This is a genomic window from Sphingobacteriales bacterium (genome assembly GCA_016700115.1).
Classification (GTDB): domain Bacteria; phylum Bacteroidota; class Bacteroidia; order Chitinophagales; family UBA2359; genus UBA2359.
Map to the genome: position 1 here is coordinate 777,882 of CP064999.1, position 14,029 is coordinate 791,910.

7 protein-coding genes and 2 rRNA genes are annotated in these 14,029 nt (G+C 42.8%); 5 read left to right on the forward strand and 4 right to left on the reverse strand.

The genetic code is table 11. The features are described 5' to 3' along the window. Positions 1–342 precede the first annotated feature (342 nt). On the reverse strand, positions 343–927 hold the full coding sequence (locus tag IPM47_02655) for a nitroreductase (GenBank protein QQS29876.1): 585 nt from the start codon (positions 925–927) through the stop codon (positions 343–345). Positions 928–1,059: 132 nt separating this feature from the next. On the opposite strand from IPM47_02655, the gene IPM47_02660 reads away from it, so the two are divergent. Together IPM47_02660 and IPM47_02665 are read left to right on the forward strand one after the other, a co-directional pair. Further along, positions 1,060–2,304 (forward strand): DUF1015 domain-containing protein, encoded by a 1,245-nt coding sequence (locus IPM47_02660; GenBank protein ID QQS29877.1) that lies wholly within the window; start codon positions 1,060–1,062, stop codon positions 2,302–2,304. Positions 2,305–2,435: 131 nt separating this feature from the next. Further along, positions 2,436–4,406, forward strand: coding sequence for an ABC-F family ATP-binding cassette domain-containing protein (locus IPM47_02665; GenBank protein QQS29878.1), 1,971 nt, complete (start codon positions 2,436–2,438; stop codon positions 4,404–4,406). On the opposite strand, the gene IPM47_02670 is transcribed toward IPM47_02665, so the two are convergent. Next, a complete protein-coding gene (locus IPM47_02670; protein QQS29879.1) occupies positions 4,407–5,837 on the reverse strand; it encodes an RtcB family protein in 1,431 nt (476 codons plus the stop codon). A gap of 196 nt (positions 5,838–6,033) precedes the next feature. Between IPM47_02670 and argH the strand changes: the two genes are divergently transcribed. The 3 genes from argH to IPM47_02685 all read left to right on the forward strand — a co-directional run bounded on the left by argH (position 6,034) and on the right by IPM47_02685 (position 10,692). After that, entirely contained in the window at positions 6,034–7,410 is a 1,377-nt protein-coding gene (gene argH, locus IPM47_02675) for an argininosuccinate lyase (GenBank protein QQS29880.1), read from the forward strand. Between the two features lie 121 nt (positions 7,411–7,531). Then, complete coding sequence (locus tag IPM47_02680; GenBank protein QQS29881.1) at positions 7,532–8,491, forward strand: amidohydrolase family protein; 960 nt, start codon at positions 7,532–7,534, stop codon at positions 8,489–8,491. A 158-nt stretch (positions 8,492–8,649) separates the two neighbouring features. Beyond that, entirely contained in the window at positions 8,650–10,692 is a 2,043-nt protein-coding gene (locus IPM47_02685; protein ID QQS29882.1) for a hypothetical protein, read from the forward strand. Between the two features lie 112 nt (positions 10,693–10,804). On the opposite strand, the gene rrf is transcribed toward IPM47_02685, so the two are convergent. Together rrf and IPM47_02695 are read right to left on the reverse strand one after the other, a co-directional pair. Next, a 5S ribosomal RNA gene (gene rrf, locus IPM47_02690) occupies positions 10,805–10,917 on the reverse strand. Positions 10,918–11,018: 101 nt separating this feature from the next. Next, positions 11,019–13,911 (reverse strand): 23S ribosomal RNA (locus tag IPM47_02695). Between the last annotated feature and the right edge of the window lie 118 nt (positions 13,912–14,029).

A 14,029-nucleotide genomic window follows, 5' to 3' on the forward strand; every position in this document is an offset into this window, starting at 1 on the left:
AATAGGCGCGAATTAACGATTTTCAAAAAAACCGAAATATAATCAATAGCCCGGAAATGTAAATATGAATCTGTTTACGCTGAATAAATAGCGTATTCTTATTACAAAAACACCAATGTGACGGAAAAAGGAAACTGGAGAAGAAAAGGCGAAGCTACAATAAGGGGGAGGAGGTAAATTAGGGTGGCATAGCATTTGGTTAAAATGCTATGCCTGACCCTTATTGTTTAACCCTAAAAACCTAAAGCCATGAAAAACCGTGTAAAAGTATGTTTTTTATGAGAATAATCAAACCATAAACGAAAAGAATTTTTCAAAATTGCGATTTTTTTGACAATAAATTTACTCCAACCATTGCAATTTATGTTCAATTGGGGTCCTTTTACCTTGAGGTGGTTTGTTTTGAGGATAACCAAGGTAAAAAAATCCAAGGCAACGGTCTCTTTCACCGAGTCCCAAAAAACTGTTGACCTCCTTTGAATAAGTAGCCCCCGGAGTACTCCAATAGGCCACCAACCCATAAACCGTTGCCGTGAGATGCATGTTTTGAACAGCACATGCAACCGCTTCAATATCCTCAATTTCGGGAATTTTAGTATCTTCCGGTCTTACCATACAAATCGCAATAATATAATCTGACATCAACGGCCTTTCTTTTAACAAGCTAAGTTTGAGTTCATTAAATTTATCAGCTTTCGTATGCCGGATATACCAGTCCGCCAAAAAACCGGACAACAAATGGCGCGAAGCTCCCGAAAATACCACAAAGTGCCAGGGTTCGTTTAATCCGTGGGTTGGTGCCCATCTGGCATTTTCCAGGACTTGCTCAATAATTTCGCGTTCAACCGGACGATCGCTGAAATGTTCCGGTTTTACAGTACGCCTGTTTACAATTAAATGATTAAACTCTTCAGAAACTGGTAACATAATTTTTCAAATTGTACTCCAAGTTGCAATTCTTTAGTTTATCCTGTTTAACCTTTCAGCAACTTAATGTTAAATTATTATTTTTGCCGCAAAATAATAAATTCACAAATTAAATACTCCAATATCTTAAACATGTCAATTATTAAACCATTTGCTGCCTGGCGTCCGGCTAAAAAATGGGCAGTTAAAATCGCTGCCCGCCCCTATGATGTAATGAATCGTCAGGAAGCAAAAGATGAAGCCAAAAACAACCCGCTCTCTTTTCTCCATATTTCTCGTGCCGAAATTGATTTGCCCGATACCGTAAATGACTACGACCCTCAAGTCTATCTCAAAGCAAGAAGCAATTTTGATCAATTTGTGCAACAGGGTTTATTTACTCAAGACAAACAGCCCTCTTTGTATGTCTATTCTCAAACAATGAATGGCAAAAAACAAACCGGTCTTGTTACACTCGTTTCTGTTGATGAATATCTGAACAATGGGATTAAAAAACACGAGTTTACCCGATATCAGAAAGAAAAAGACCGGATTGACCATATTCAAGCCACAAAACTGCACTCAGAGCCGGTATTTTTAACTTACAAACAAGACAACGACATTGACGAAATCATACTTCGCATCACAGACTATACAAGGCCTGTATATGAGTTCACTTCTCCCGATGGAGTAGAGCATGTTTTATGGACTACTTACCGGCTGACCGATGTGGTCTATTTAAAGGAATATTTCGAAAATCAGGTTAAAGAACTCTATATCGCCGACGGGCATCACCGGGCAGAAGCAGCAGCCAAAGTCTGCCTCAGCCTGAGAAGCCAAAACTCCGGCTATACCGGACAAGAAGGCTTTAACTTCTTCCTGGCTGTTTTGTTTCCCGACAATCAGGTAAACATCATGGACTATAACCGCGTAGTAAAAGACCTTAACGGACATACTCCTGAACAGTTTCTGGAAAAACTAAGCCAATATTTTAACATCACACCAGACCCCGAAAACCCTAAGCCTCCAAAAGACAACATGTTTGGGATGTATCTCAATTCAAAATGGTACCGTTTAGTTGCTAAAAAAGAGTATGTCAATACCAAACACCCCATTGAATCACTATCTGTCAGCCTTTTGTCCAAATATGTATTAGATAACTTGTTAGGTATTAAAGATCAGCGTTCAGACAGCCGGATAGACTTTGTAGGAGGAATTCGCGGTATAAGCGAACTGGAAAACAGGGTCAACAGTAAAGAAATGCAGGTTGCTTTTGCCATACCACCGGTTACCGTCAAACAACTATTTCAGGTTGCAGATGCCGGTGAAGTCATGCCCCCTAAGTCAACATGGTTTGAACCAAAGTTGAGAAGCGGTTTGTTCATACACGAATTTTAAAAAACTGCTTTCAGCTTCACCCATTAAAGGGGTCTGTATGGCCGGACATATATATGTTTGAAAAGTCTTAAACTAAATTTTTGCAAAAATCCGTACTTTTGCACGTATATAATACGAAGCGGCAAAATTATATGATTTCAATCTCCGGTGTTTCGGTACAGTTTAGCGGGCAGTTTTTGTTTGACGACATAAGTTTGGCAATTACCGAATCCGACAGAATAGGATTAGTAGGCAAAAACGGTGCAGGAAAATCCACCTTACTAAAACTGATTATCGGACTGATGAAGCCCGAAAGCGGCAGCATCAGCAAGGACAACAATACTACATTGGGCTACCTGCCGCAGGAAATACCCATACATTCCCAAAAGACAGTGTATGAAGAAGCAGCAACTGCCTTTGCTCTTGTTTTGCAGCTTGGAGCAGAAATCGAAAAAAAAACCGAAGAACTTACCCACCGCACAGACTATGATTCGCCCGAATATCTAAAGTTAGTAGCAGACCTGACTGATGCGCAGGATCACTATCAAAGGCTGGATGGTTTGACCATGCGCGAACAAATTGAAAAAATCCTGAAAGGGCTGGGGTTTGTCAACGGAGATTTCGACCGGCCAATGACGGAGTTTAGCGGAGGTTGGCAAATGAGGGTAGAGCTGGCCAAAATTTTACTTCAAAAACCATCCTTTATCTTATTAGATGAGCCGACCAACCACCTGGATATCGAATCTATTATGTGGCTGGAAGATTTTTTAATCCATTACGATGGAGGTGTTGTTCTCATTTCACATGATATTGCTTTTTTGGATGCTGTCAGCACCCGCACGGTCGAGTTGGTAAATGGCAATGCCTATGATTACCGTGTGCCTTATTCAGAGTTTGTGGCATTGCGCCAACAACGCCACGAAAGACAGGTTACAGAAGCAAAACGACAAGAAAAGTTTATTGAACACACAGAAACACTGATCAATAAATTCAGGGCAAAAAAAAGCAAAGCCAAGTTTGCCCAAACGCTGATAACCAAACTGGAAAAGATAGAAAAAGTAGAAATAGACGACCTTGAAAAAGATGCCATCCGGTTTAGATTTCCCGATGCACCCAGATCGGGAAGAGTGGTTGTAAATATGATAAACCTAAGTAAGAGTTATGATAAAACCCGAGTTTTAGACAATATCAACTTTACTTTGGAACGGGGTGAAAAAGTGGCATTTATTGGAAAAAACGGCGAAGGTAAAACCACACTCACAAAAATTATCAGCGGAATCGAACCTTATGAAGGGTTGTTTGAATTGGGACACAACGTCAGTATTGGTTATTTTGAGCAACGGCAGGCCGAAACTTTGGATGGCAACCAGACTGTTTTTCAAACCATAGATGATGTTGCTACCGGTGATATGCGCTTCAGGGTGCGCAACCTTTTGGGCGCTTTTTTATTTAGCGGGGAAGCCGTTGATAAGAAAGTGATGGTATTGTCGGGTGGTGAAAAATCAAGACTGGCATTGGCAAAAATGCTGCTCGAACCGGTCAACCTGCTTATTCTGGATGAGCCGACCAATCACCTGGATGTGCGTGCAAAGGAAGTCCTGAAAGAAGCCCTTAAAAGTTTTAACGGCTCTATCATTGTAGTATCTCATGACCGCGAATTCCTTCAGGGGCTGACCAATAAAGTGTATCATTTTCAAAACAAAAAAATACGCGAATATCAGGGTGATATATACGACTTTCTGCGCGACACAAATATCCAAACTCTGGACGAACTGGGCATGAAAAGCAGAACAGCACCAGAAAAAGAGCTTACTGAAACAGAAGCCAAACAAGAGCGGATTAACAGGCGCGAAGCCCTCAAAAACCTTGAAAAGGATATTAAAAAACAAGAAAGCAGAGTTAAGAAATCAGAACAGGTAATTGCAGAATTAGAAACCATCATTGCCGGATACGAACAACAAATGTCTGGTTCAGATTTTTATGCTCAACCGGAAGAAATGCTAAAATCTGCAATGAGTCATTATCAGGGCTGCAAACAACAATTACAACAGGAAGTCGAAAATTGGGAACTTCTCGCCTTGGAGTTAGAAGAACTGGAGCAACAACGTAAGGAATCAGGGTAGTTATTCCGGTTCCCCGTCTCCTGCCATACGCACGATTTTTGGTAAAAAAGTGCCGATAACAGCTACCAGTTCAGTTTGAGCATTCATTACCTGATGAATGTTTTTGTATGCCATTGGCGCTTCATCCAATCCTCCGCCAATCAAAGTAACCCCGTGTTGTTTTAAATATTTTCGCACTTCAGAGTTGGTAATCATTTCTTTGGCTTTGTTGCGCGAAAACAATCGCCCCGCCCCATGAGCGGCTGAGTTAAGCGAAGAACTATTGCCTTTTCCTCTTACGATAAACCCCGGAGCTGTCATAGAACCTGGAATAATACCCAATACTCCCGCTCCAGCAGGTGTCGCTCCTTTTCGATGAACAATCACAGTACTTCCATCCGGCAGGGTTTCTTTCCATGCAAAATTATGGTGATTCTCTATCATTGTCAAAGGCTGTTCTCCCAATGCTTTGGCAATACGGCGATGTATATGGTGATGGCAGGCAGAAGCATAATCTCCGGCAAGCTCCATGGCCAACCAGTATTCTTGTCCCGATTCCGTATCCAAATCAAGCCAGGCTAAGTTTTCCGCAATTTTTGGCAGCTTGCATTGTGCTTTTGCAAGTTTTGTATAATGTGCAGCTATCTTAGCACCCAAACCTCTCGAACCCGAGTGGGAGAGCAAACCCATATATTGTCCCAAAGGCAGACCTGTCTCATTGTCCGTTTCTGTCAATTCAACAATTCCAAACTCCACGAAATGGTTTCCCCCACCGGAAGTACCGATTTGTTTAAAAGCAAGATCTTTTAACCCTCTCAAAAAGTTTATTTCATTAAACACCGGCCTGTTCAATACCGCATCATCAAAAGGTTTTGTAAAAACCTCCATTCCGCCAAACCGGGTATGTTCGAGAAGCATTTGTTTAAGCCGGGCTTGTTGGGACTTGACAAAGTTTGATTCTAAAGGAAAAACACTTAGGCACATCCTGCAACCTATATCCATCCCTACCCCGTAAGGCATGACTGTGTTCTCAGTTGCCAATACCCCACCAATTGGCAACCCATAGCCCTGATGAGCATCGGGCATCAATGCACCTGATACGGTTATCGGCAATTTCATTGCCACATACATTTGATCTAATGCACCCGGTTCTATATGCTGCGCACCGTAAATATTAAAATCAATTGGCTTGTCAAGCAGTTTGGGCAAAAGGTTAGAAGCATTTGCCGATTTTTCAGCCTTGATTAATTCCCGGGCAATCACCTCCAATTGTTCGTCTTGTAAAAACATTTCAGGGTTTTTCAAAATACCCTCCAGCAAAGTGAGTTTATGTGCTTTGCTTTGTCCCTTAAATGGTTTTTTAGCCAAAACATTAAGCGCAATACCGATCACTCGCCCTTCGGTAAAACCAATTTTTAATAAATCCCGTCCTTTTATTGTCGTGCTACTCATGTTTCAGAAAAAAATCAACAGTGAAGCAATGATATGTTAACTCATATTTTATCGTGTCTTGCCTGCAACCACATTTGAAAGAAAAAGGTTCCTTGTTCAATTATGATTGGGAACAATTTCACATTTTCTAAGGCCATCTATTCAGAATCTTTGGTGTTCTTTAAAAAGTACGTACATTTGCAAAACTTTATTAACTATGAAACTTTGGCAAAAAGGATTTGAGATTAGTAAAGAAATTGAGGTTTTTACCATTGGTAAAGATAAAGATTTAGATGTTCTTTTAGCTGCTCATGATGTTTTAGGCAGCCTCGCACATATAAAGATGCTGTTAAGCATCGGGCTTCTGACTCAACCTGAATGGCAAACGCTCACCCTTGAATTGCGTACCATTTATCAGGAAATTCAACAAGGAAAATTTATAATCGAAGAGGGTGTTGAAGATGTTCACTCTCAGGTAGAACTTATTTTAACCCGCCGATTGGGCGAAATGGGAAAAAAAATTCATAGCGGACGCTCCCGAAATGACCAGGTATTGTTAGATCTTAAACTTTTCATCCGCCATGAAATTGAAGAGGTAGTCAAATTGGTGGAACCTTTGTTCAACACCTTGATAACCCTGAGCAACCGATATAAAGATGTCCTTTTGCCGGGCTACACCCATTATCAGGTAGCCATGCCCTCATCGTTTGGGTTGTGGTTTGGAGCCTATGCCGAGAGTTTGGTTGATGATATGATATTATTAGAGGCAGCTTATAAAATTACCAACAAAAACCCGCTCGGCTCTGCTGCAGGTTATGGGTCTTCTTTCCCGCTAAACCGCCAAATGACCACCGATTTAATGGGATTTGATGCCCTTAACTTCAATGTGGTTTATGCACAGATGGGAAGAGGTAAAACCGAACGCATCGTAGCAGATGCAATGGCTTCTATTGCCGCTACCATGTCAAAACTGGCTCAGGATGTATGCCTTTACATCAGTCAAAACTTTGGTTTTGTCAGTTTGCCCGACCATTTGACCACCGGTTCGAGCATCATGCCACATAAAAAGAATCCCGATGTGTTTGAACTTATCCGGGCAAAATGCAACAAACTTGCTGTTTTACCCCAGCAAATAGCTATGATAACCGCCAACTTGCCATCTGGATACCACCGTGATTTACAAGTTATCAAAGAAGATTTTTTACCTGCTTTTGAAGACTTAAAAAACTGCCTTGCCATAACCTGCTTTATGCTCGAAAACATAAAGGTAAATCCGGATGCAATAAAAGACGACCGTTACCGCTATATGTTTAGCGTCGAAGTTGTTAACCAGTTGGTTGTAGAAGGAACAACTTTCCGAGATGCCTACAAAATAGTAGGTGAAGATATTGCTTCCGGAAAATATAAACCAAGTTTCACGGTTCAGCATACCCACGAAGGAAGCATTGGAAATTTATGTAACGAAGAAATCAACCGGTTAATGCAGCAAACGCTGAATCACTTTGGTTTTGAAAAAATACATTTGGCTTTAAACCGGCTTTTAACTGACGATACCGATTTTGTAAAACAAGAACACGATCATCCTGACAACTGATTCATCAAAAAGCGTTTACTAAATACGGTAAACGCTTTTTTTATGCCCGATACAATACAGTTCAATGCTGTTGCTATTTTAATATTACGTAACTAAAACTATTCACAAATAAACTATAAACATGAACTTAAAACAAGTCGTTATCGGCAAAATCCACCAACGAGGTGGTTGGGTCAATACCCACGCGCACTTAGATCGCGCTTACACCCTTACTGAAGAAAATTTTCAGTACGTCAACGCCCCATTAAAAGACAAGTGGTACTTAATTGATAAAATGAAACGGGAAGCCACGCCGGATGAAATCTATGGCCGTATGGCAAGAGCGGTCGAATATTTTATGGAACAGGGCACGCAGGCATTAGGTACCTTTATTGATGTAGATGAGGTGATTGAAGACAAAGCGATTATTGCTGCCCAAAAATTGCGCGATAATTATGGCAAAGATATTGAACTGAGATTTGTTAATCAGGTTTTAAAAGGAGTCATTGAACCCAAAGCACGTTATTGGTATGATATCGCAGTTCAATTTGTAGATATTATTGGGGGGCTGCCGGCCAAAGACAGTGGACGTGAAGACGAGCATTTGGATGTTTTATTATCAACAGGTAAAACAATGGGGAAAATGGTGCATGTCCATGTTGATCAGTTTAACACAGACGAAGAACGCGAAACCGAACTCCTCACCCGAAAAACCATAGAACATGGTATGCAGGGAAGAGTAGCCGCAGTCCATTGTATTTCTGTAGCCGCACATCCGCGTGCGTATCGCCATCAGTTATATTCAATGATGAAAGAGGCGGGGGTTATGGTAATTTCCTGTCCAACTGCATGGATAGATCACAACAGAACTGAAAAATTAGCCCCAAGCCACAATTCAATTACCCCGGTTGACGAAATGGCTCCATTAGGGCTTATTGTTGGTTTCGGCACAGATAATATCAGCGATATCTATAAGCCTTATTCAGATGGAGACCTATGGACAGAAATGCGGGTAATGCTTGAAGCCTGCCGTTTGTATGACGTAGAAACACTGGTTAATATCGCTACAACCAATGGCCTTAAAGTGCTTGGCATTGATTAAATTGTGTCCGGTATTTAAGTATGATAACCGAAATCTCATATTTTCTGCCCTTACAGTAAGAGTAGAAGAAAAATAAACACTTACAATTGATTTGTGCTACCTTTGATAATAGCCAATAGCTAATTGCTGTTACTATTCACAAAAACTAAATGAGTTGTATGTTTAGGTTATCCTTTTATTTGGTCATTATCGCTGTCTATTTATCATGTTTTAGCACAATAGACGTTGCTGCTCAAAGCGGTAATTCTTTTTATGATGCCATAAAATTGTCTGAAGCTGTAGAAAGCAACCAAGAAGAGGCTTTTTATCAAATTATAGCTACTTATGCAGGTGTTCCCTACCGAAATTCAGCAGACAAAAAAATAGTAGATCAGAAATTGGTTCAGTCTGGAAACAGCGTTTTACTTGAATATTCGGAGTTATTCAATCAACGAAAAATCAGTGGTAGAAATATTGTCGGCTTTGCGAGCAGTAGTAGAGGCAATGTAATCCCTACTGCTACTGCAACCGGAGGAAATGGTGGTGGTATTGGTCCGATGAGCTTAGCTGATGGAATCAGTAAGTTTATTGTTGACAGGGTTAAACAAGAAGTTCTGTTAGCCTTCTTTGAACGCTTTTATAAAGATTTTATGGAAAAGCAGGAACTTCAAATGCTTTTCCCTGCCACTTACAATTACATGGTGGTGTTTGAAGGTCAGGGCAAAGAGGTGGGATTGATGATAGATGTGTTGCGAAATGCCTTTAAAAAAGACATGAACAACATACCCAGCACTTTTATGAAAGTGGCACAAACTGAAAAATACCGCAATTACATTAATGAGCGCCCTACTTTAAAAACAACATTGGCGGTTGCTGCAGGAATTGGCTATTTAATTGACAACCGGGATCATCCGGCAGTAGTTATTGATAAGCTTACTAAAATAGACTTCATCAAAAATTCTCCAAACGATGATCTGACCCGTTCTTTCAATGCGCTGGCATTTGTATCAAACAGTCTGAGAGATTCTCTGAACAGTCCAAATTCATGGATCAGCAAACAACAATTAGATTATTTGGAAACTGTTCCCTCCGGTCCTGCCTTGTTCATGGGTTTGAACCTGCAACGATACGGACATCTCATACAACAGTTGGAGGTTAATCCGCGGGAATTACCCATAAACTATCAAACCCATTTATATTGGAACAAGCTGAACAACAATAACGAAAAAGTGAAAATGAATGAGGTTTTAGGGTCATATCGCCTTAATTACTTCACAGATAACTATGTGCCGCTTAACGATTCCATTTCAAATGCTGCTTACAATATTTTCAAACCCTATTTCAACAGTTTTTTAGACCTGACTTCAGATATTGATGAGCAATTAGGGCAGTTAAAAGTTAAGCGCCGCAACGGCACGCCTATAGACACAGATGAGATTATGGGGTATGTAAACATTTTTACAGACCTGCTAAGTCTTGGCCTTAAAACTGCTGCATTTGGTTCTCCTCAGGAACAAAATATACTTCTTAGAGTTGCTCCAGCTCTTTTAGATATGCGGCGATCAATTCAAAAACAAGACTATACTGCTGCGGTAATTGATCTCAATGTTTTGCTTATAAGTGCTTTACCTCAAAACAATGCCATTAAGGATGATATTTTGAGATACAGTATGTTCATTGCAAATGTTGCCTCTGCTCAAAATTCGCAGGAGCTGCATTTTGCTTTAGAAGCTGCCGCGTTGCCAACGGGCAGTGCGAGAGTTAAGCGCGAATCCTTAATTAACATTAGTCTCAATGCCTATACCGGGCCTTTTTTCGGTGGAGAAAACCTTTTAGATACCCCATCGTCCAGCGATTGGGGTGCTTTGATTGGTATAACTGCTCCTATTGGAATTGCTTTTAGTACCGGATTATCCGGAGCGGGTTCTGTTACTCTTTTTACTACTTTTCTCGATGTAGGTGCGTTGGTCAGCTATCGTTTTAAAGATTCAAAATCAACCGGATTGCCGGAATTAACGTTTAAAAACATGCTTGCTCCCGGAGCGTATGTTATTTATGGCATTCCAAAAACCCCCCTTTCCATTGGAGGAGGCGTTCAGTATGGGCCTCAGGTTCGCAAAGTTAATTTAAACAATGTTGAAGAAAAGACATCTGCCTACAGAATTGGAGTATTTGCCGGTATAGATATTCCGGTGTTAAATTTTTTCAACAAGACGCGATAGAAATTAATTGGCTGCATGAGTTTAGATTAGTTTAGAGGGTTTTGGTTTTGGATGGGATAAAAAGCCAAAAGCCGTTGCAGCGTGGGCTGACAACGGCTTTGGTTTTTAGTAAGGTTGGCGGCGACCTACTCTTCCATCCTTTCGAATAGTACCATCGGCGCTAGGGAGCTTAACTTCTCTGTTCGGAATGGGAAGAGGTGGGACCTCCCTGCTATAGCCACCTTATGCTCTTTATTAAGTTTTGACTTTGTGGCAGAAGTAAGTTTTTCGCTCTATCTACAGACATCTTCTCCTTTTCTTTAGCAGCCTAAAAGGCTCTTTTTTATTTATGAAAGCTTACGGGTTATTAGTATTGCTCGGCTTTGCTATCTCCAGCTTTACACCTGCAACCTATCAACGTGGTCATCTTCCACGACCCTTAAAAGAAGTCTCATCTTGGAGTTGGTTTCGTGCTTAGATGCTTTCAGCGCTTATCCTTTCCGAACATAGCTACCCGGCGGTGCGCCTGGCGACACAACCGGCATACCAGAGGTTCGTCCGACCCGGTCCTCTCGTACTAGAGTCAGATCTCCGCAAACTTCTATCGCCCGCAACAGATAGGGACCGAACTGTCTTGCGACGTTCTGAACCCAGCTCGCGTGCCACTTTAATGGGCGAACAGCCCAACCCTTGGGACCTTCTCCAGCCCCAGGATGTGACGAGCCGACATCGAGGTGCCAAACCTCCCCGTCGATATGAGCTCTTGGGGGAGATCAGCCTGTTATCCCCGGAGTACCTTTTATCCTTTGAGCGATGGCCCTTCCATACGGAACCACCGGATCACTTTACCCTACTTTCGTACCTGCTCGACCTGTCTGTCTCGCAGTCAAGCACCCTTCTGCTAATACACGCTTCGCACGATTACCAACCGTGCTGAGGGTACCTTTGGAAGCCTCCGTTACGCTTTTGGAGGCGACCACCCCAGTCAAACTACCCACCATGCAATGTCCTTCTTATCCAAAAAGTTAGGAACTAACTAAACAAAGGGTGGTATTTCAAGGACGACTCCATAATGCCTGACGACACTATCTCACAGTCTCCCACCTATCCTACACATCATTTAACCAGTTCCAATGCAAAGTTATAGTGAAGGTTCACGGGGTCTTTCCGTCCCGTTGCGGGTAAGCGGCATCTTCACCGCTACTACAATTTCGCCGAGCTCACGGCCGAGACAGCGTCCAGATCGTTACACCATTCGTGCAGGTCGGAACTTACCCGACAAGGAATTTCGCTACCTTAGGACCGTTATAGTTACGGCCGCCGTTTACCGGGGCTTCAGTCAAGAGCTTCGCCTTGCGACTAACCCCCTTCCTTAACCTTCCGGCACCGGGCAGGTGTCAGACACTATACTGCGCCTCGCGGCTTTGCAGTGTCCTGTGTTTTTGCTAAACAGTCGCCTGGACCTATTCTCTGCGGCCTCCCTCTTGAGAGGGTAGGCGTCTCTTCTCCCGAAGTTACGAGACCATTTTGCCGAGTTCCTTAGCCGTGAATCACTCGAGCACCTTAGGATATTCTCCTCGACTACCTGTGTCGGTTTACGGTACGAGCGCCTTATACCTTTAGCTTAGAGGGTTTTCTTGGAAGTTCGCTTCACGGCATTATCCAATCGTCCAAAGACTCTCGGTACTATCAACGCTCAGCTCAACTTGCGGATTTGCCTGCAAGTCTCATCGCCTACTGTCTTCAACGTACTATTCCGTCAGTACGCAGCCGCTACGCCTCTCCGTCACCACTTCGCAGTATAAGCCGGTACGGGAATATTAACCCGTTTCCCATCAACTACCCCTCTCGGGTTTGCCTTAGGACCCGACTAACCCTGATCCGATTAACGTTGATCAGGAAACCTTAGTCTTACGGTGAGCGGGTTTCTCACCCGCTTTATCGCTACTTATGCCTACATTTGCTTTTCTAACCGCTCCAAACAAGCTCACACTTGCCATTCAACGCAGTCAGAATGCTCCCCTACCTATTAACTTCCCGTTAATACCATAGCTTCGGTAGTGTACTTGATGCCCGATTATTTTCCGCGCAAAACCACTCGACTAAGTGAGCTGTTACGCACTCTTTAAATGAATGGCTGCTTCCAAGCCAACATCCAGCTGTCTATGCAGTCTCACATCGTTATTTCAACTTAGTACACATTTAGAGACCTTAGCTGATGGTCTGGGTTCTTTCCCTCTCGGCACATGACCTTAGCACCCTGTGCCTCACTCCTGAGTATATGTAACAGCATTCGGAGTTCATCAGGGGTTGGTAGGCGATGAAACCCCCTAGCCCAATTGGTAGCTCTACCTCTGTTACACTTTACCTCAAGGCTGCCCCTAAAGGCATTTCGGGGAGTACGAGCTATCTCCCAGTTTGATTGGCCTTTCACCCCTACACACAGTTCATCCGGTAGCTTTTCAACGCTAATCAGTTCGGACCTCCATTTCGCTTTACCGAAACTTCATCCTGACCATGTGTAGATCACGCAGGTTTCGCGTCTACGTCCACCGACTATTTCCGCCCTATTCAGACTCGCTTTCGCTACGGCTCCGTTACTCCCTGTAACTTAACCTCGCCGGTGAACAGTAACTCGTAGGCTCATTATGCAAAAGGCACGCCGTCACCATTTTACTGGCTCCGACCGCTTGTAGGCGCATGGTTTCAGGTTCTTTTCACTCCCCTGTGCGGGGTCCTTTTCACCTTTCCCTCACGGTACTATTCTCTATCGGTCTCTCAGGAGTATTTAGCCTTACCGGATGGTGCCGGCTAATTCACGCAAAGTTCCACCGGCTTCGCGCTACTCAGGTACTTAACTACAAATTATCGCTTTACTTGTACGGGGATTTCACCCTCTTCGTCTTACCTTTCCAGGTAATTCCAATTCCAGATAATCTGCATCATGTTAAGCCCTATAACCCCGCTTCGCTAAGCAAAGCGGTTTAGGCTCTTTCCCGTTCGCTCGCCACTACTTAGGAAATCACTGTTGTTTTCTCTTCCTCCGGGTACTTAGATGTTTCAGTTCCCCAGGTTTGCCTCCTTTACGGATGTTCCGACTTCATCGGAACGGGTTGCCCCATTCGGGTATCTTTGGGTCTAACGGCCGTTCGCGCCTATCCAAAGCTTTTCGCAGCTTACCACGCCCTTCTTCGCCTCTGAGAGCCAAGGCATCCCCCATGCGCCCTTATTCGCTTTCGTCTCTTTATTCCTAATACACCGCTTATGATTACTCAAAAACGTCTGTATCCTATCTTCACCTTTACTGTTTTCTTACTTCTGCCAACAATGTCAAAATAACTTCCTGCTTCTCGCTTAA